We start from the raw sequence: 16,453 nt of genomic DNA on the forward strand, positions 1-16,453 counted from the left end.
CCGCTCGGACTGCCGTCAAGTGCCATCTCGCGGAGCTAGACGTGCTGGTTGAACACGTGCCGGCGCACCCAGGCATGCATGGCGATGGCGGCGGCGGAAGCCGCGTTGATGGACCGGGTGGAGCCGAACTGTTCGATGGACAGGGTGGCCACGGCGGCCTCGTGGACTTCCGGCGTCAGCCCGGGCCCTTCCTGGCCGAACACCAGGACGCAGTCCCTGGGCAGCTCGTAGGTTTCCAACGGAACCGAATCGGGGAAGATATCGATCCCGATGATCGCCAACCCCTCCCCCTCCGCCCAGGCCACGAAGTCCTCAACCGTGGGGTGGTGGCGGACGTGCTGGTAGCGGTCGGTGACCATGGCGCCCCGCCGGTTCCAACGGCGTCGTCCGATGATGTGCACTTCCTTGGCGAGGAACGCGTTGGCGGTCCGCACCACCGTGCCGATGTTCAGGTCGTGCTGCCAGTTTTCGATGGCTACGTGGAAGTTGTGGCGCCGCGAGTCGAGTTCCGCCACGATCGCCTCGTGCTTCCAGTACCGGTACTTGTCCAGCACGTTGCGGCGGTCGCCGTCGGCGAGGAGATCCGGATCCCAGTGGTCCCCTTCCGGCAGCTCACCTTCCCAGGGCCCGACGCCGACCTCCACCGTGTGCGGGCCGGCCCCCTCAGGCTGGGGGTCGGGTTCGTCTGGGAGGCCGGGCGCTTGGTTCACCCCTCAACACTAGACTGGACCACTGGAGCATTCATCACCCGTGGAGGTAGTCGTGGCAGAAGCAGACCAGGTAGCAGGAAACCCGGCGGTATACCGCAGCGGCCAGGAGATCGAGTGCTGGCTTACGGACATGGACGGTGTCCTGGTCCACGAGAACCAGGCAGTCCCCGGCGCCGCCGAGCTCATCCAGCGCTGGGTGGACACGTCCAAGCGCTTCCTGGTGCTCACCAACAACTCCATCTTCACCCCGCGGGACCTGGCTGCCAGGCTGCGCGCTTCCGGGCTGGAGGTCCCGGAGGAGAACATCTGGACCTCGGCCCTGGCCACCGCCCAGTTCCTGAAGAACCAGGTGGAAGGTTCGGGGTCCGGGAACCGCGCGTACACCATCGGTGAGGCGGGACTTACGACGGCGCTGCACGAGGCAGGCTTCATCCTCACCGACCAGGATCCGGACTTCGTGGTACTCGGCGAAACCCGCACCTATTCCTTCGAGGCGATCACCATGGCCATCCGCCTCATCCTGGCAGGCGCCCGGTTCATCGCCACCAACCCGGACGCCACCGGGCCGTCCAAGGACGGCCCCATGCCGGCCACCGGGGCCATTGCCGCGCTCATTACCAAGGCAACCGGACGCGAGCCCTACATTGTGGGAAAGCCCAACCCGATGATGTTCCGCTCGGCCATGAACCAGATTGACGCCCATTCCGAAACCACGGCGATGATCGGGGACCGGATGGACACGGACATTATCGCGGGCATGGAAGCCGGCCTGCACACCGTCCTGGTCCTGACCGGCATCACCCAGCGCGAGGAGATTGCCTCGTACCCGTTCCGGCCCAACCAGGTCCTGAACTCCGTGGCGGACCTGAAAAACCAGATCTAACAGGAGCCTTAGAAGACCGTTACCCGGGATCCGCCGCGGGGAAGCGGGAAGTGCTCGTCCAGCAGCTGTTCAAGGACCGGCCGGTACACGTTGGGGTTCCATCCGGGACTTGCGTGGGCCGGCCTGGCGCCTTCGGTGTGAAGGCTGCTCGAGACCATGTTGGCCTTGAACGCCACGGCCCATGCCTCCACTGCCGTCTGGTACCGGACTGTGCGGTCCCGGGGGTTGCCGATGTAGGCCATCTTGGCGCCAGCCAGCCTGCCGGCGAACCTGCTGCCGTCGAAGTAGTAGATATAGGCAGATTCGGACTGGATCAGCAGGCTTGAGGGTGCAATCGGGGAAAGCTGCTCGAGGGTCTGGTCAAGGATCTGGCGCCAGCTCCTTTCGTCCTTGTGGATGACCCGCTCCCCCAGTTCGTACCCTCCGCGCAGGGTGGACGGGAACCGGAAGCCCCGCTCGTAGAGGAACACCACGCCGTCGAACCAGCTCTGATCCAGGACATCGTGCTTGCTGTAGGGGCTTGAGTCCAGCACGATGAACTGGACCTCCACACCGTGGATTTCCAGGAGCCGCGCGGCAACCTGGGTGGCCACCATCCCGCCGAAACTGTGGCCGTAAAAAAACAGCTTGGTGAGTTTCTGGGCACGGACATACTCGATGACAGCAATAACGATGCTGTCAATGTCCAGGCCCTGGTTGGAGTACCCCACGGCCGCCAGCCGTGCCCGCTTGTTGAGTGCGCCCCGGAGGGAATTGAGGATCCACTGCGCTTCCTCCCAGCTGGTCTTGTATCCGGGGAACAGGAACCAGCTGGCATCCGGGTAGTAAGCATCGGCGAAGTCGTCGGCGACGGGGAGGATCCGGTCCGTGCGGCGCTGGGCCTGCACCTGCCGGGTCAGCAGCATGTCTGCCGCGAGCAGGCCGGCTGCACCGGTCCCCGCCAGGAAACCGCGCCGCGAGAACTGTTTGAGGGCAGCACCTTCTGCCAGCAGCCGGGCACCCGGGACCCCGGGCCGGCCCTGTGGACTTACCTCCCCCTCATACGGCACGGCTCTACCGTAGGCACACCCGAAGACGCTGCCGCAAGAATCCGGGTGTAACCATTGGGTGACGCCGGGACCAGCAGGCCCCTCAGCTGGCGGCCTGGTCCTCCGAGGCGGGAAGGGGTGCTGCCTGCTGCCGGCGCCTCCGGAACTCCAGTCCAATATCGTTGTAACGGCCCAGCAGATCCGGGCCGGCAAAGGCAGTGGGGGTGTCCAGCAGGCCGAAAATCCAGTCGCTGGCGGTCAGCAGTTCAGCGTCCGAGTATTCCTCCAGTGCACGGCCGCACAACTCTTCCAGGCGTCCCGTGGGCACCAGCGGGTAGCCGTCGGAAAAATCCTCTCCGTCCTCCGTCAGGTCGGTGAGGACGTCGATGAGTGCCAGCGGCGGCTGGGTTGGGTTCGGCTGGGTGGCCCAAACATCGGCGCTTGGGGAAAAGGCCAATGAAACCCCGTTGCCATAAATTCCCGGCAGCGTATCGCTGTCGATGGCGTTGAGGTCGCTCCGGAGGCCGGCAAGGGCAGAAGACTCCACTTTCCCAGCCCCTGAGAGGTCAACGCGGATGTGGGAGCGGATGCCCATCCGCCGGACGCGCCGGACGATGTGCACGAGTTCAGGGCGGGAGCTTTGGTTTAAGGTGCCCCTGATATCAACGCGGACGACGTCGGCGGGGACATCAAGGTTAACGAATGCATTTAAGGCGCGGTCCATAGGTACTCCAAAAGAGGGTGTCTATGGCCGACGGCTCAACCTCGGTAAGCGTAACCCCCCACGGAAGCCGGGCACAACCCGCCAGTAACAACGAGGTGTGCTGGTTGCCGGTTAGGCGCTTTGGTCAGCCTGCCGCTTTCCGGGCTCCTGGAAGTGGGTGCGGCTCCCGGTGCCTCCCACCGAGTCCACCAGGGACTTGGCGATGTCCCTGAGCTTGGTGTTGGTGTTGCTTGAGGCCTCGGTGAGGATGGCAACTGCTGCCTCCTGGCTGCACCTGTTCTGGGCCATCACGATGCCTATGGCGAGGTCGATGATGGTCCGGGACTCCAGGGTGGCGCGGAGGTTGGCGGCGCTGTCGGTGTGGAGCGAGAAGCGCACCGCCAGGCGGAGCGCCTGTGAGATCTCGCGGGTGAATTCACGGGCACGGGCAACGGCACGCTCATCGAATTTGTGCGGAGCGTCGGAGTACAGGTTGAGCGCCGCCTTTGCCTCCCCCTGGAGGTTGAAGGGCAGGGACAGTACCGAGCGCAACCCGTGGGAGGCCACGGCTGCAGCGTAGTCAGGGCCCCAGCGGTTCTCGTCAAACAGGTCCGGAACGTTGACTTCGCGTTCCTCCTTGGCCGCTGTGAGGCAAGGTCCTTGCGAAAGGGAGTACTGGATCTCGTCCACTTCCCGGGCCGAATCGCTGCTCCAGCCGATGGTGGCGGCCTTGCGGTCGCGGAGCAGGGTGATGCCGCACAGGGCGTCTTCGCCGTTGCCGGCCATCTGGTGCGCGGAAAAACGTGCCAGTTCGTTAAGGAAGTCCTCGAAGTCGGCACTTTCCAAAATGAGGTTCTGGACCTGGTCGGTTGTGCTCAGGGGTTGTTCAGGGGGGAGCATGGTGCACGTTCTCCGTACGGGAAAAAGGGGTTATCGCACATGATAGAACAGCCCCGCGTTGCGGTCCAACAGGCCGCTGCGGGGCAGCCGGCCTGTTGGACCTGCGTGGCGTGGCGGCGAAAGCGGCTCAGGACAAGCCGAGCTCGTCCTTGCCGAACGCGAACAGATAGGGCACACCGGTTTCTGCTTCGATTTTTTCCTTTGCTCCGGTGTCGCGGTCCACGATGACGGCTACAGCCACCACGTTGCCTCCGGCTTTCCGGACGCCTTCCACTGCCGTCAGCGCAGAGCCTCCGGTGGTGGATGTGTCCTCCAGGACCAGGACGTTGCGGCCTTCCACGGACGGGCCCTCCACCTGGCGGCCCATGCCGTAGGACTTCTGGGCCTTGCGGACCACAAACGCATCGACGGTCCGCCCGGCATCCACGGCGGCGTGCATGACCGCGGTACCTACCGGGTCAGCGCCCATGGTGAGCCCGCCGGCGCACTCAAAGTCGATGCCGGCGTCGTCCGCCAGGGCCAGCATCACCTGGCCCACCAGCTTTGAAGCCTCGTGGTGCAGCGTGATCCGGCGGAGGTCGATGTAGTAGTCAGCCTCGGCTCCGCTGGAGAGGATTACCTTGCCGCGGACCACGGCGAGTTCCTTGATCAGTTCCAGCAGTCGGGCGCGGGCGGCTGCAGTATCCACTGCAGTGTCACTGGGGGAAGTCATGGTTTCCAGTTTAGTGCGGGCGGGCCGGTGTGGATGCTTGAGGCCTGTCGCCGCAGCTGGCTAGTCTGGACCTCATGCGCGAACTCCAGGCAAAGATCATTGAAGAAATGGGCGTTCAGCCCCGGATCGACCCCGCCGGGGAGGTGCGCAAGCGCGTCACATTCCTGAAGGACTACCTCAAGGCCACCCACACCAAGGGCTTCGTCCTGGGCATTTCGGGAGGCCTCGACTCGTCCCTCGCCGGAAAGTTGGCCCAGCTGGCTGTCGAGGAGCTTGAAGCCGAAGGAGTGGAAGCCAATTTCGTGGCGGTGCGCCTGCCCTACGGCGTCCAGCATGACGAGGAAGACGCCCAGGCAGCCCTCGACTTCATCAAGCCCAAGACCGAGTGGACCTTCAACATCTCCGCCGCCGTGGACGGGTTCGAGGATGAGTTCGAGAAGACCGTGGGCACTGAAATCTCCGACTTCCACAAAGGCAACACCAAGGCACGCACCCGCATGATCGCCCAGTATGCGCTGGCGGGAGAACACAACTACCTGGTGATCGGCACGGATCATGGCGCAGAGTCGGTGACGGGCTTCTTCACAAAATACGGCGACGGCGGCGCGGACATCCTTCCGCTGTTCGGCCTGAACAAGCGGCAGAACCGGGCGCTGCTGGCCGAGCTGGGAGCGCCCGCCCGCGTGTGGGAGAAGGTGCCCACGGCGGACCTCCTGGACGACAGGCCGGGACGCACCGACGAGGACGAGCTGGGCCTGAGCTACGACCAGATCGACGATTACCTCGAAGGCCGGGACGTGCCTGAATCCGTGGCTGCGTCAATCGAGGAGAAATACCTGCGGACGCGCCACAAGCGCACCGTCCCCGTCAGCATTTTCGATACGTGGTGGAAGCACGAAGGCCCGGAGGAACCGCGGACCGGGCTGTAGGAACCAGCTGATGCACCGCTGAATTCCCCGCCTTTGGGGACGCACGACGGCGCGCCGCACCGCGAAGGTGGGCGCGCCGTCGTGCTTTCCCGGCACAGGCGGGGAGGCTCAGCGGGGCCGCGCCCCCTTTCCTTCCCCGCCGAGCTGTTGGGTGATGCGGTGCGCCTCGGCCATCAGGAGGCCGCCCAGCTCCTCCTGCCGTTCGGGCTTGAAACGCGGCTCGATGCCGGTCAGGGAAAGCGCCCAGGCGGGCCTGCCGGAGGCATCAAAGACCGCCGCGCCCATTCCCCAGCTCCCTTCCAGGACAAGGCCCGGATTCACGGAGTAGCCGGACATCCGGGTTTGGGCGAGGTTGGCCCGGACCAGTTCCCTGGTGTGTGAGGCAGCGAAAGCACCTGCGTGCCCTTGCCAGTTCCCCAGCAGCTCTTCCTGCTCAGTTTCCGGCAGGAAGGCCAGGATCGCGGTGCCCGCCGAGGCGACACCCAGCGGGAACCGCACCCCCTCGTGCAGGACGAAGGACCGGACCGGGAAGCTGCCCTCCTCGCGCAGCAGGCACACGGTTTCGGAACCACGGCGGATGGAAAAGAAGGCACTCTCGCCGGTGGCTTCGGCAAGCCGGCGGAGGCTGGGCCGGGCGATCTCCTCAAGGGGAAACCGCGCCGATGCAACCGACCCCATCAGGAGGATCTCCGGACCCAGCACCCAGTTGCCGGAAATGGGGTCGTGGTCCAGCAGCCCCTCCGACGCCAGTGACGACAGGAGGCGGTGAACGGTTGGCCGGGTAAGGCCGGATTCCTTGACGAGGCCGGCGAGGGACATGCCCTCTGCACTCCGGGCCACAAGCCGTAACAGACCTGCTATCCGGCTCACCACTTGGGCTCCCTGTACCGGCGACGTTTTCATATTCTCCCTTTATGTCCACATTATGGATAGCCTCTATCCTACCGTCCATACTATGAAATTCCTGTTTTTCAGTGAAAAATGTGCTCCTTGACAGCCTTGGGGAACCATCGTAGTGTCCACTTCCAGAACCCCTGTCCACAAAGTGGATGACCCCGGATGCTCGATGAGGAGACTTCATGACAAAGCTTCAATCCACTGCCGCCGCTGCACTGGAAGGCGTGCTGCAGGACGGCATGACCCTCGCGGTGGGCGGGTTCGGCCTGAGCGGAATCCCCGCGGACCTGATTGAGGCCGTCCGCGACTCGGGGGTAAAGGACCTGACGGTGGTCTCGAACAACATGGGCGTGGACGGCAAAGGCCTGGGCATCCTGATCGATGCGGGCCGGGTGCGGAAGGTCATTGCCAGCTATGTTGGCGAGAACAAGCTGTTTGCAGAGCAGTACCTGGCCGGCAGGCTGGAGGTGGAGTTCACGCCGCAGGGCACCCTCGCCGAACGGCTCCGCGCAGGCGGTGCCGGTATCCCCGCCTTCTACACCAGGACCGGGGTGGGCACGCTGGTTGCCGAAGGCAAGCCGCACGAGGTGTTCGACGGCGAAACGTACGTCCGCGAACGCGCCATCCGTGCCGACGTCGCGCTTGTCCATGCGCACACCGCAGACACGGACGGAAACCTCGTTTACCGCTACACCGCCCGGAACTTCAACCCCGTTGTTGCCACCGCCGGCCTCCTGACCATCGCCGAAGCCGAGGTGGTTGTGGAACCGGGCCAACTGGATCCCAACCACGTCGTCACCCCCGGCGTTTATGTGCAACGCCTGGTGCAGGCCAGCGGCCGCGTCAAGGACATCGAGCAGCGTACGGTGCGTCCGGCCGCAGGCCGCCACGCGCCCGAAGCCGTGCCGGCCTGACCGCTACCCTACTTACCCGAAGGAGAACCCCCATGGCCTGGACCAGGGATGAAATGGCTGCCATCGCGGCCGAAGAACTGAACGACGGCGACTACGTGAACCTGGGGATCGGCATTCCCACGCTGGTGGCCAATAACCTGCCGGACGGCGTGCGGGTGGTGCTGCAGAGCGAGAACGGCCTGCTGGGCATGGGGCCCTTCCCCTATGAGGGCGAGGAGGACGCCGACCTGATCAACGCCGGCAAGCAGACCGTCACCGTGCTGCCCGGCGGCAGTATCTTCGATTCCGCCACGTCCTTCGGCATGATCCGCGGCGGGCACGTGAAGGTAGCCATCCTTGGGGCTATGCAGGTTTCGGGCAGCGGCGACCTGGCCAACTGGACCATCCCCGGCAAGATGGTCAAGGGCATGGGCGGAGCCATGGACCTCGTGGCCGGGACGCCCCGCGTGGTGGTCCTCACCGAACACAACGCCAAAGACGGCAGTGCCAAGATCGTGCGGGAATGCACTCTTCCCCTGACCGGGCTCGGGGTGGTGGACCGGATCATCAGCGACCTCGCGGTGTTTGACCTGGTCCAGGGCGGGGCGGGCAGCGGCCAGGAAACGGCCGGGCGGCGGCTCACGCTCACCCGCCTTGCACCCGGAGTCACCGTTGAGGAAATCCAGGAGAAGACGGAGGCGGAATTCACGGTGGCGCTGCCGCAACCGGCCGTGGAAGGAGCACCGGCATGAGCCTGCAGGAACAGTTCGGCAAGGATGTCCTGCTGACCGGCTGGGGGCACAGCCGCTTCGGCAAACTGGCGGACGAAACCCTTGAGTCCCTGATCGTCCAGGTGGCCACCGAGGCCATCGCGAATGCCGGGATCGAGCCGGGCCAGATCGACGAAATCTACTTGGGCCAGTTCAATTCCGGCATGATGCCGCTGGCGTTCCCGTCGTCGCTGGCGCTCCAGGTCTCGCCCCATCTTGCCAACGTGCCAGCAACGCGGGTGGAGAACGCCTGCGCCTCAGGCTCCGCCGCGTTCCAGCAGGGCACCAAATCGCTGCTCGCGGGCACGGCGAAAACGGTGCTGGTGATTGGGGCCGAGAAGATGACCCACGCCGGGGCCGAGGTTGTGGGGGCAGGGCTGCTGGGCGCGGACTACGACATGGCTGGCAAACCCTCCACCACCGGCTTCACCGGGCTCTTCGCCGAGGTGGCCAAGCACTACGGGAAGCGGTACGGCGATGCGAACCTGGGGGATGTCCTGGGTTCCATCGCCGCGAAGAACCACCGCAACGGGGTGGACAACCCCTACGCCCAGCTCCGCAAGGACCTCGGCGAGGAGTTCTGCCGCACGGTCTCGGACAAGAACCCCATGGTGGCCGACCCCCTGCGCCGCACGGACTGTTCCCCCGTCTCGGACGGGGCGGCCGCCGTCGTACTGTCCACCTCCGCCAGCAACGGGGCCACCGCACCCGTGCGCCTGGCCGGCTTTGGCCAGGCAAACGACTTCTTCCCGGCGGCCCGGCGGGACCCCGTGGCGTTCGAAGCTACCCGCGTCTCCTGGCAGCGCGCATTGACGATGGCCGGCGTCAGTCTGTCGGACCTGGACTTCGCCGAGGTCCACGACTGCTTCACCATCGCGGAACTGCTCATGTACGAGGCCATGGGCCTGACGGGGCCAGGCCAGGGCGCCCGGGCCATTGAAGAAGGCTGGGTGTACAAAGACGGCAAGCTGCCCGTCAACGTCTCCGGCGGGCTGAAGGCCAAGGGCCACCCGGTGGGCGCCACGGGAGTGTCGCAGCACGTCATCTCCGCTATGCAACTCACCGGAACCGCCGGTGAGATGCAGCTTGCCAACCCCCGCCGCGCCGCCGTCCAGAACATGGGCGGCGTGGGCATCGCCAACTACGTGAGCATCCTCGAAGCCGTCTAGACCGAAGAGTTTTTGTCCAGATATGGCGACTTGAACGCCCTGGAACCCGCCATATCTGGACAAAAACTCTAGCCGCGGGAGCGGATCAGGGCTGCGATTTCCGCGAAACCCAGGCGTTCCGCATTCTGCAGGGCGGTCCTGCCTTCGGGATCGCGGATATCCGGGTCTGCGCCTGCGTCGAGGAGCAGCCGGACCACCTCCTGCTGCCGCGGGCCGCCGCTGTTCAAGAGGATGGCTTCCTGCATGGCCGTCCAGCCCAGGTTGTTGACGTGGTTGACCGGCACTCCGGCGTCGATCAGGATCCGCACCGTCTCTACGTGTCCGTGTTCGCTGGCAGGTATCAGCGCGGTGCCGCCGTACCGGTTGGTACTGGCGACGTCCGCCCCCGCAGCCAACGTCAGCCGGAGCACCCCGTTGAACCCTTCGGCGCCCGCGTAGAGGAACGCCGAGTCCTGGATTGCGTCCTTTGCATTCACGTCACCGCCACGGCCTATCAGCTCAGCAACCAGAAGTTCATTGTTGGCTTTGGCGGCCGTGACGAGTTCCTGGTCAATCTGCGCCTGTTCCGCTGCGGACAGCAATGGTGCAGCGGAAGCCGGCACCGCTGGCGGCGGGATTTCAGGACCGGCAACGGCCGACGGCGGAGGAGCCGGCGGCTGCTGCCCCTCCCCCGGCGCCGCCTGGCACGCCGCTACTGACACGGCAAGGCAGGAGGCCACGCACAGGGCCAGGAACCACCGCATCAGCCCGGCCTACTGGGCTGCGCCGGGCACCGTGATGGCATCCGCGCCGGCCGCAGCACAGGCCTCATCCAGGGCACCGTCGGGAGCGCCGCCGACGCCGATGCCGGCCACCGAAGCCCCGTTGACCTTGAGGGGGACGCCGCCCGCAAGGAAGAGCGTGCCGGGAAGGTCGGCGATGCTGGGGCCGGTTCCGTTGATCCGCTTGGCAAGCTCACTGGTGGGGGTTCCGAAGGCCGCAGCAGTGTAGGCCTTCTGGCGGGCGGCCTCGATAGTGTGTTCGGCGGCGTTGTCCCCACGCAGCAGCGCCTGCACTGTCCCAAATCGGTCCACCAGCGCCACCGTGACGAACGGCAGCTTGTCCGCCTGGCATTTGGCAAGTGCCGCCTGCACGGCCCGGGCAGAGGCGCCTGCCGATATGCGGTTATGCTGCACCACGTTTTCCGGCACGGGCTGGATGTCTGCGGCTGGGACGGCTGCCGGAGCTGAACCGGGCCCGGCATTGGCGGCGGCCGTCACGCCGGCGGTGAGGGCAAGCGCACCGGCAGCTGCGGCGGCAAGGGCTTTTGTGGACTTCTTCATGATGTTTCCTTCTCGGGCAATGTTCGGTTCGGGTACGGTTCCATCCTTGCGGCGCCGCCAGGCCCTGCCATCAGGCGTTTGGCTGCCACATCCTGCGCCACAAGGCCAGCCGTATCAGCCAAAAGGCTGAGAGACGCGGAAAGGCGGGGGCAATAGCATTGTGGATAGCCTTCTCCCACCCGAACCGGAAATCCCATGCCTACCCGACCCTCCGCCCGCACCCCTGATCACGCCGTCGTGGAGCACCCAGCCCCATCCCCCGGCATGGACTCAGGCCCTACGGCTCCGGGCCGTGCCTCCTTGGCCGGCATCGATATGGCCGTACATCTTGGGTTCGCCGTGCTCCTGGTGGCCTCGCTGGTCCGGTACGTCATGCGGCACAGCCCCGCTGACAACGTCATGGTCCTCGGCCTGGCCGCAGCCGCCTGCCTGCTGTACGCCGTCGTGGCGGTACTGGCCCGGCGGGGGCGGCCCGGGGTGCCGTGGATGGCTGCCCTGGTGGCAGTCTGGGCTGTCCTGGTGGTCGCTGCACCGAGCTTTGCCTGGTGCTCGTTTGCGCTCTTCTTCCTCAGCCGGAGCGCCCTGGCAGGCGCCGCGGCCTACACCGCAGCAGGGGTCACAACCGCAGCCACCGCTGCCGGGCTGTTCCGGCTGAGCAACGGCACGGACCTGGCGATGCTCCTCGGGCCCCTGGCAGTGGGCGTCATGCTGACGCTGATCTATGACCGGATCCAGCACGACGCCGAGGAGCAGCGCCGCCTGCACGCCGAGGTTTCCCTGGCGCAGGGACAGCTGGCAGCCAGTGAACGCCGTGCCGGCACCATTGCCGAACGGGAGCGGGTCTCCCGGGAAATCCACGACACCGTGACCCAGGGCCTTGCCAGCAGCCTGCTGCTGCTCGAAGCGTCAGGGCGGTCGTGGCCGCACGATTCAGCGCGGGCCGGCCTCCTTGAAGCCACTGCGCTGCTGCGGAACAACCTGGCCGAAACCCGCGCCCTGGTGCACGAGCTTGCCTCTCCCGGGCTGGAGGGCTCCCCGCTTCCTGACGCGCTGCTCCTCGCGGCCCGGCAGTACGTCCCCGAAGCCCGGCTCCTGGTGACCGGGGACCCGCGTCCAGTCCCCGCCGAACTCCGTCACGCCCTGCTGCGGGTGGTGCAGAGCGCTGCCTCCAACATCCGGCTGCACGCCTCCGCAGCCGCAGCCACCGTGACGGTAGGTTTCCTTCCGGAGGCGGTCACCCTGGATGTTTACGACGACGGCGACGGCTTCGATCCGGCGGCGGCAGCAGCGCCGTCGAACGCCGGCGGCTATGGGCTGCGCGCCATGCGGCAGCGCGTGGAGCAGCTGGGCGGCACCTTCTCCGTGCAAAGCGCACCCGGGGAAGGGACCATCATCGCAGCACAGCTGCCGGTGCCCTCCGGCGGGCACCGCGTCCAGGGAACACCGGCATGAGCCCGGTCACGGTGCTGCTGGTGGACGACCACCTGGTGGTGAGAAGCGGGCTGCGGGCCCTGCTGGGAACGCAGCCGGACCTCCACGTCATTGCCGAGGCCGCATCCGGGGAAGAAGCCATGGACCGGGTCCAGGAGCATTCCCCTGACGTGGTGGTCATGGACCTCGCCATGGGTGCCGGGATGGACGGCATCGAGGCCATCCGCAGAATCCGCGAGCGCAACAGAAGCCAGGCCATCCTGGTCTTCACAACGTACGACTCGGACGCGGACATCGTGCGGGCGGTGGATGCCGGCGCCATGGGATACCTCTTGAAGGATGCCGCGCCCGAAGAGATTTTTTCCGCCATCCGCGGCGCCGTACAAGGCAAGAGCGTCATGAGCCCGCCGGTGGCATCGCGGTTGTTCCAGCAACTGCGCAATCCCGAAGAAATCCTCACTCCCCGTGAGGCAGAACTGCTGAGCCTCCTCACCGAAGGGCTCAGCAACCGCGAACTGGGCCGGCGTCTTTTCATCTCCGAAGCCACCGTAAAAACGCATCTTGCCCACATCTACGCCAAGCTCGGGGTTGAGACCAGGGCAGCCGCAATAGCAACCGCAATCCGCCGCGAAGGGATGCGCTGACCTCGCCAAATGTTGCCTAACCCTTGCAAGCACGGCCTGCGCCCCGTACGTTGGGGACTGCGGGGGACGTTCTCCTCGCACTCCGGGCCGATGGCACGGGGAGAGAATCAGAGTCACACGAAGGAATGCAGCCATGGCAACAGGCACAGTTAAATGGTTCAACGCCGAAAAGGGTTTTGGCTTCATTGCCCCCGATGACGGGTCCGCTGACGTTTTCGCCCACTACTCCGCAATCGCCAGCAGCGGATACCGCTCACTCGATGAGAACCAGAAGGTTGAATTCGATGTGACCCAGGGCCCCAAGGGCCCGCAGGCGGAGAACATCCGCCCGCTCTAAGGCTTAGGTGACCGCCGGCCCCGCGCCGGCGGAACCCCGTATCCTGCAGCGGCTTCTCCAGCATTTGCTGGAGGGGCCGCTGTTTTTATTGCCCGCGGTCCCCTGGCCACCAACCCTTCCGGTTCCGGATTTGGGACAATTGGAGGGTGACGGGACAGGACCAGGACCCTTGGGATGAGTTCGACAGGCTGGGGCCGGGCGCGCCCGACCGGGTTCCCGGGCACCCCGGCGGTGAACCCCTGGGCTTCGGGTTCCGGACCGGAGTCCGCAGCGCGCGCGTGGCCGTGGGATTTGCCGTATACACGCTTGCGTTGGGAACTGTCCTGGCCGTGACCGGATGCATTGTCTTCGCTGCCCGGGGGCAGTGGCTGCTCGTGGGCCTGATGCTGGCCATTGAGGCAGTGTTCATTTTCGCCTTCCGGCGCCTCGTGGCGCAGGCCCGCAACCGGTCCGGACACCGCCGTCCGCGCGGGCACGGCTTCCCGGAAAAACCTGCTTGACGTTGACGCAACGGCAACCCCTACGCTCGGATCATGGATGCAACAGATGCGACAGCGGCCCCTGACTGGTCCATCCAGGACGTAGCACGGCTCGCCGGCACCACCAGCCGCACGCTGCGGCATTACGACGAAATTGGGCTGCTGAAACCCAGCCGCGTGGGCAGCAACGGTTACCGCTACTACGACGGCGCCACCCTCCTCCAGCTGCAGCGAATCCTCCTGCTCCGGGAGCTTGGCCTAGGCCTGCCGGCCATTGCCGAGGTCTTCCGCCAGCAGACAGATCCCGTCACGGCCTTGGCCCGGCACCTGGAGTGGCTGGCGCAGGAGCAGGAACGGCTCACGCGGCAAATGGCATCCGTCCGGCAAACAATCGAAACAGTGAAAGGCGGAGGCGATATGGTGGCGGAAAAGATGTTCGACGGGTTCGACCACACGCAGTACAAAGACGAGGTGGAAGGGCGCTGGGGCAAGGACACCTACGCGAAAAGCGATGCGTGGTGGCGTGGATTGGGCGCAGCAGGGCAGCTTGAGTGGAAGTCACGCGCGGCGAAACTGGGCAGTGACTGGATTGCCGCGGCTGCTTCCGGCGTTTCCCCCGTGTCCGCCGATGCGCAGGACCTTGCACGGCGCCACGTTGAGTGGCTGGAGTCCATCCCCGGCACTCCGGCGGCTGAGGATAGCGGGGCCATCAAGGGGTACGTTGTGGGCCTGGCGGAAATGTACGTCGCCGATGCCCGGTTTGCGGCCAATTACGGCGGCGGACCGGGCGCACGCTTTGTGCGGGACGCGCTGCTGGCCTACGCGGAAGAGCACCTCTAGGCGAACGCGGACTTTCCCGTCACGGCCCGCCCCACGATGAGGGAGTTGATCTCGTAGCTGCCTTCGTAGGTGTACAGGATTTCAGCGTCGCCAAACAGCTTGCCCATTTCGAAGTCAGCACTGATACCGTTGCCGCCCAGCAGGGACCGCCCCATCGCCACCGACGCACGGGCCAGCCTGGTGGTGGTGGCTTTCGCCAGGGCTGCCTGCGCCATTTCCAGCTTCCCCTCCTCCTGGATCCGCGCCAGCTGCACCATCAGCGCCAGGGAGGCCGTGGCGTTTCCCAGGATGTCCGCGAGCTGCTGCTGGACCAGCTGGAACTGCGCCAGTTCCTTGCCGAACTGCCGGCGTGCCAGCGAGTAGGCGCGGGCTATATCGAACGCGGCGAGCTGGATTCCGGCAGCCTGCCAGCCCACCCAGGCCCGGGAGTCCCGCAATAAATCGTTGGCCTGGCTGAAGGACGTAGCACCGGGAAGCAGGTTGGCCGCCGGAATCCGCACGTCCTGCAGCGTGATATCCGCGTTCTGCATGATCCGCAGGCCGATCTTGTTGCAGATTTTGGCAGCAGCGTAGCCTGGCCGGTCCGTCTCCACAATGAAGGCCTTGACCTGCCGGTCCGCCGCATCGCGTGCCCAGACCAGGGCGAAGTCGGCGATGGTGCCGGCCCCGATCCAGCGCTTGGCGCCGTTCAGGACCCACTCGCCTCCGTCCAGCCTGGCGGAGGTCTCCAGCCCTCCGGAGATATCGGAGCCATGGTCCGGTTCCGTCAGCGCGAACGCCCCCAGGCTGGCAAAGGCTTTCAGGCCCGGCAGCCAGCGGTGCTTTTGTTCCTGGGATCCCAGCTCGTTGATGGTGCCGACGATCAGCTCATTGTGGATGCCGGCGAGGGCAGAAAGGGACACGTCCGCCCTGGCCAGCTCCACGTAGACCAGGCCCTTGAGCAGGGTGGAACTGCCGTCCACCTGGAGGGCGCCCAGGCCGTAGCCGCCCATTTCGGCCAGGAGGCCAAAAGGGAACGCTTCGCGGTTCCAGTAGGGAATGGAGGGCCCGCGCACGTGGTCCTGCAGGAACTCACGGATGCGGAGGTAGCGCTGGCGCTCGGGTCCCGCCAGGAGGTCCGCGACGTACATGAGGTCGGCGTCGGGAAAGGGGAGTGCTTCATCGCGTCCTTCGGGACCCACCGGCATCCACCTCCGCGTCGCCCAACCATTGGATGTCCTAGTATATTCACACAGCTGGTACATGAGTGATGCGCGTCACGTGGAAGAAAGGTGTTCGATGGGTACCCCATTGCCCCGCGATCCCATTGCTGAAGCACGGCGGAACTGGGAGGAACAGGGCTGGGCCGACGCCGCCGCTCCCATGGCTGCCATCACAGCCATTATGCGGACGCAGCAGATCCTGCTGGCCAGGATCGAATCCACGCTCAAGCCGTTCGGACTGACGTTTGCCCGCTACGAACTCCTGGCCCTGCTGAGTTTCGCCAGGAAGGGCTCCCTGCCAATGAACAAGGCGAGCGCACTGCTCCAGGTCCATCCCACGTCCATCACCAATGCCGTGGACCGGCTTGAGCGTGCGGGTCTGGTGGACCGGTCCCCGCACCCCACTGACGGCAGGACCACGCTGATTGAGCTCACCACCGCGGGGCGCACGCTCGCAAAGCGCTCGACGGCGGCGCTCAACGCCGAGGTATTCAGCGCCCCGGGGTTTGATCCCGGCGACTTGGACCACCTGATCCGCATCCTTGGCGCCTTCCGCCGGAACGCCGGCGACTTTGACGGGTGACGGAGGCGTGGGGGCGCCTTG

The 16,453-nt window shown here is 65.9% G+C and carries 20 protein-coding genes; 11 read left to right on the forward strand and 9 right to left on the reverse strand.

The window, feature by feature from the left end:
• Positions 1–35 precede the first annotated feature (35 nt).
• Positions 36–710, reverse strand: coding sequence for a TrmH family RNA methyltransferase (locus tag ACIQF4_RS18035; protein WP_400517047.1), 675 nt, complete (start codon positions 708–710; stop codon positions 36–38).
• A 52-nt stretch (positions 711–762) separates the two neighbouring features.
• Here ACIQF4_RS18035 and ACIQF4_RS18040 point away from each other — a divergent pair, with 52 nt between their 5' ends.
• Entirely contained in the window at positions 763–1,593 is an 831-nt protein-coding gene (locus tag ACIQF4_RS18040; RefSeq protein WP_400517048.1) for an HAD-IIA family hydrolase, read from the forward strand.
• Positions 1,594–1,601: 8 nt separating this feature from the next.
• Here the strand turns inward: ACIQF4_RS18040 and ACIQF4_RS18045 are convergent, their stop codons facing one another.
• The 4 genes from ACIQF4_RS18045 to pyrE all read right to left on the reverse strand — a co-directional run bounded on the left by ACIQF4_RS18045 (position 1,602) and on the right by pyrE (position 4,936).
• A complete protein-coding gene (locus ACIQF4_RS18045; RefSeq protein ID WP_350000852.1) occupies positions 1,602–2,642 on the reverse strand; it encodes an alpha/beta fold hydrolase in 1,041 nt (346 codons plus the stop codon).
• 82 nt (positions 2,643–2,724) lie between these two features.
• Positions 2,725–3,345 (reverse strand): hypothetical protein, encoded by a 621-nt coding sequence (locus ACIQF4_RS18050; RefSeq protein ID WP_400517049.1) that lies wholly within the window; start codon positions 3,343–3,345, stop codon positions 2,725–2,727.
• A 111-nt stretch (positions 3,346–3,456) separates the two neighbouring features.
• The gene (locus ACIQF4_RS18055; protein WP_400517050.1) at positions 3,457–4,224 is read right to left on the reverse strand and encodes a GAF and ANTAR domain-containing protein; all 768 of its coding nucleotides are present in this window, start codon (positions 4,222–4,224) and stop codon (positions 3,457–3,459) included.
• 127 nt (positions 4,225–4,351) lie between these two features.
• Positions 4,352–4,936 carry an orotate phosphoribosyltransferase gene (gene pyrE / locus ACIQF4_RS18060; RefSeq protein ID WP_231456934.1) on the reverse strand — a complete coding sequence of 195 codons (585 nt, stop codon included), beginning with the start codon at positions 4,934–4,936 and terminating at the stop codon, positions 4,352–4,354.
• A gap of 74 nt (positions 4,937–5,010) precedes the next feature.
• Here pyrE and nadE point away from each other — a divergent pair, with 74 nt between their 5' ends.
• Positions 5,011–5,865 carry an ammonia-dependent NAD(+) synthetase gene (nadE, locus tag ACIQF4_RS18065; protein WP_231456935.1) on the forward strand — a complete coding sequence of 285 codons (855 nt, stop codon included), beginning with the start codon at positions 5,011–5,013 and terminating at the stop codon, positions 5,863–5,865.
• A 108-nt stretch (positions 5,866–5,973) separates the two neighbouring features.
• Here the strand turns inward: nadE and ACIQF4_RS18070 are convergent, their stop codons facing one another.
• Complete coding sequence (locus tag ACIQF4_RS18070; protein WP_400517051.1) at positions 5,974–6,768, reverse strand: IclR family transcriptional regulator; 795 nt, start codon at positions 6,766–6,768, stop codon at positions 5,974–5,976.
• Positions 6,769–6,944: 176 nt separating this feature from the next.
• Here ACIQF4_RS18070 and ACIQF4_RS18075 point away from each other — a divergent pair, with 176 nt between their 5' ends.
• The 3 genes from ACIQF4_RS18075 to ACIQF4_RS18085 are packed head-to-tail and all read left to right on the forward strand — an operon-like array spanning position 6,945 to position 9,594.
• Positions 6,945–7,676: a CoA transferase subunit A gene (locus tag ACIQF4_RS18075; RefSeq protein ID WP_400517052.1), complete on the forward strand. Its 732-nt coding sequence runs from the start codon at positions 6,945–6,947 to the stop codon at positions 7,674–7,676.
• A 32-nt stretch (positions 7,677–7,708) separates the two neighbouring features.
• Positions 7,709–8,407, forward strand: coding sequence for a CoA transferase subunit B (locus tag ACIQF4_RS18080; protein ID WP_400517053.1), 699 nt, complete (start codon positions 7,709–7,711; stop codon positions 8,405–8,407).
• Positions 8,404–9,594 (forward strand): acetyl-CoA acetyltransferase, encoded by a 1,191-nt coding sequence (locus tag ACIQF4_RS18085; RefSeq protein ID WP_400517054.1) that lies wholly within the window; start codon positions 8,404–8,406, stop codon positions 9,592–9,594. Before ACIQF4_RS18080 ends, ACIQF4_RS18085 begins: the two co-directional genes overlap by 4 nt.
• Before the next feature lie 68 nt (positions 9,595–9,662).
• Here the strand turns inward: ACIQF4_RS18085 and ACIQF4_RS18090 are convergent, their stop codons facing one another.
• Positions 9,663–10,337: an ankyrin repeat domain-containing protein gene (locus ACIQF4_RS18090; RefSeq protein WP_400517055.1), complete on the reverse strand. Its 675-nt coding sequence runs from the start codon at positions 10,335–10,337 to the stop codon at positions 9,663–9,665.
• A gap of 9 nt (positions 10,338–10,346) precedes the next feature.
• The gene (locus ACIQF4_RS18095; protein WP_400517056.1) at positions 10,347–10,916 is read right to left on the reverse strand and encodes a heme-binding protein; all 570 of its coding nucleotides are present in this window, start codon (positions 10,914–10,916) and stop codon (positions 10,347–10,349) included.
• A 195-nt stretch (positions 10,917–11,111) separates the two neighbouring features.
• Between ACIQF4_RS18095 and ACIQF4_RS18100 the strand changes: the two genes are divergently transcribed.
• From ACIQF4_RS18100 to ACIQF4_RS18120, 5 genes are all read left to right on the forward strand, one after another.
• A complete protein-coding gene (locus tag ACIQF4_RS18100) occupies positions 11,112–12,368 on the forward strand; it encodes a sensor histidine kinase (RefSeq protein WP_400517058.1) in 1,257 nt (418 codons plus the stop codon).
• On the forward strand, positions 12,365–12,991 hold the full coding sequence (locus ACIQF4_RS18105; protein WP_400517059.1) for a response regulator: 627 nt from the start codon (positions 12,365–12,367) through the stop codon (positions 12,989–12,991). The genes ACIQF4_RS18100 and ACIQF4_RS18105 overlap by 4 nt, the downstream gene beginning before the upstream one ends.
• 133 nt (positions 12,992–13,124) lie before the next feature.
• Entirely contained in the window at positions 13,125–13,328 is a 204-nt protein-coding gene (locus tag ACIQF4_RS18110; RefSeq protein WP_013599688.1) for a cold-shock protein, read from the forward strand.
• A gap of 146 nt (positions 13,329–13,474) precedes the next feature.
• Complete coding sequence (locus tag ACIQF4_RS18115) at positions 13,475–13,828, forward strand: hypothetical protein (RefSeq protein WP_400517060.1); 354 nt, start codon at positions 13,475–13,477, stop codon at positions 13,826–13,828.
• Between the two features lie 33 nt (positions 13,829–13,861).
• A complete protein-coding gene (locus tag ACIQF4_RS18120; protein ID WP_400517061.1) occupies positions 13,862–14,647 on the forward strand; it encodes a MerR family transcriptional regulator in 786 nt (261 codons plus the stop codon).
• On the opposite strand, the gene ACIQF4_RS18125 is transcribed toward ACIQF4_RS18120, so the two are convergent.
• Positions 14,644–15,834, reverse strand: a complete 1,191-nt coding sequence (locus tag ACIQF4_RS18125; RefSeq protein WP_400517062.1) for an acyl-CoA dehydrogenase family protein — start codon at positions 15,832–15,834, stop codon at positions 14,644–14,646. The two genes, ACIQF4_RS18120 and ACIQF4_RS18125, sit on opposite strands and share 4 nt — an antisense overlap.
• Positions 15,835–15,925: 91 nt before the next feature.
• On the opposite strand from ACIQF4_RS18125, the gene ACIQF4_RS18130 reads away from it, so the two are divergent.
• A complete protein-coding gene (locus ACIQF4_RS18130) occupies positions 15,926–16,432 on the forward strand; it encodes a MarR family winged helix-turn-helix transcriptional regulator (protein WP_400517063.1) in 507 nt (168 codons plus the stop codon).
• Positions 16,433–16,453: the final 21 nt, after the last annotated feature.

Origin of the sequence: Pseudarthrobacter sp. NPDC092202 (assembly GCF_044755505.1) — a bacterium.
GTDB lineage: Bacteria > Actinomycetota > Actinomycetes > Actinomycetales > Micrococcaceae > Arthrobacter.

What these genes read in the sequence shown, in the direction of transcription:
- ACIQF4_RS18050 (WP_400517049.1), bottom strand. Translation starts at nt 3,345, where the DNA reads ATGGACCGCGCCTTAAATGCATTCGTTAACCTTGATGTCCCCGCCGAC.
- ACIQF4_RS18055 (WP_400517050.1), bottom strand. Translation starts at nt 4,224, where the DNA reads ATGCTCCCCCCTGAACAACCCCTGAGCACAACCGACCAGGTCCAGAAC.
- pyrE (WP_231456934.1), bottom strand. Translation starts at nt 4,936, where the DNA reads ATGACTTCCCCCAGTGACACTGCAGTGGATACTGCAGCCGCCCGCGCC.
- nadE (WP_231456935.1), top strand. Translation starts at nt 5,011, where the DNA reads ATGCGCGAACTCCAGGCAAAGATCATTGAAGAAATGGGCGTTCAGCCC.
- ACIQF4_RS18070 (WP_400517051.1), bottom strand. Translation starts at nt 6,768, where the DNA reads ATGAAAACGTCGCCGGTACAGGGAGCCCAAGTGGTGAGCCGGATAGCA.
- ACIQF4_RS18075 (WP_400517052.1), top strand. Translation starts at nt 6,945, where the DNA reads ATGACAAAGCTTCAATCCACTGCCGCCGCTGCACTGGAAGGCGTGCTG.
- ACIQF4_RS18080 (WP_400517053.1), top strand. Translation starts at nt 7,709, where the DNA reads ATGGCCTGGACCAGGGATGAAATGGCTGCCATCGCGGCCGAAGAACTG.
- ACIQF4_RS18085 (WP_400517054.1), top strand. Translation starts at nt 8,404, where the DNA reads ATGAGCCTGCAGGAACAGTTCGGCAAGGATGTCCTGCTGACCGGCTGG.
- ACIQF4_RS18090 (WP_400517055.1), bottom strand. Translation starts at nt 10,337, where the DNA reads ATGCGGTGGTTCCTGGCCCTGTGCGTGGCCTCCTGCCTTGCCGTGTCA.
- ACIQF4_RS18095 (WP_400517056.1), bottom strand. Translation starts at nt 10,916, where the DNA reads ATGAAGAAGTCCACAAAAGCCCTTGCCGCCGCAGCTGCCGGTGCGCTT.
- ACIQF4_RS18100 (WP_400517058.1), top strand. Translation starts at nt 11,112, where the DNA reads ATGCCTACCCGACCCTCCGCCCGCACCCCTGATCACGCCGTCGTGGAG.
- ACIQF4_RS18105 (WP_400517059.1), top strand. Translation starts at nt 12,365, where the DNA reads ATGAGCCCGGTCACGGTGCTGCTGGTGGACGACCACCTGGTGGTGAGA.
- ACIQF4_RS18110 (WP_013599688.1), top strand. Translation starts at nt 13,125, where the DNA reads ATGGCAACAGGCACAGTTAAATGGTTCAACGCCGAAAAGGGTTTTGGC.
- ACIQF4_RS18120 (WP_400517061.1), top strand. Translation starts at nt 13,862, where the DNA reads ATGGATGCAACAGATGCGACAGCGGCCCCTGACTGGTCCATCCAGGAC.
- ACIQF4_RS18125 (WP_400517062.1), bottom strand. Translation starts at nt 15,834, where the DNA reads ATGCCGGTGGGTCCCGAAGGACGCGATGAAGCACTCCCCTTTCCCGAC.
- ACIQF4_RS18130 (WP_400517063.1), top strand. Translation starts at nt 15,926, where the DNA reads ATGGGTACCCCATTGCCCCGCGATCCCATTGCTGAAGCACGGCGGAAC.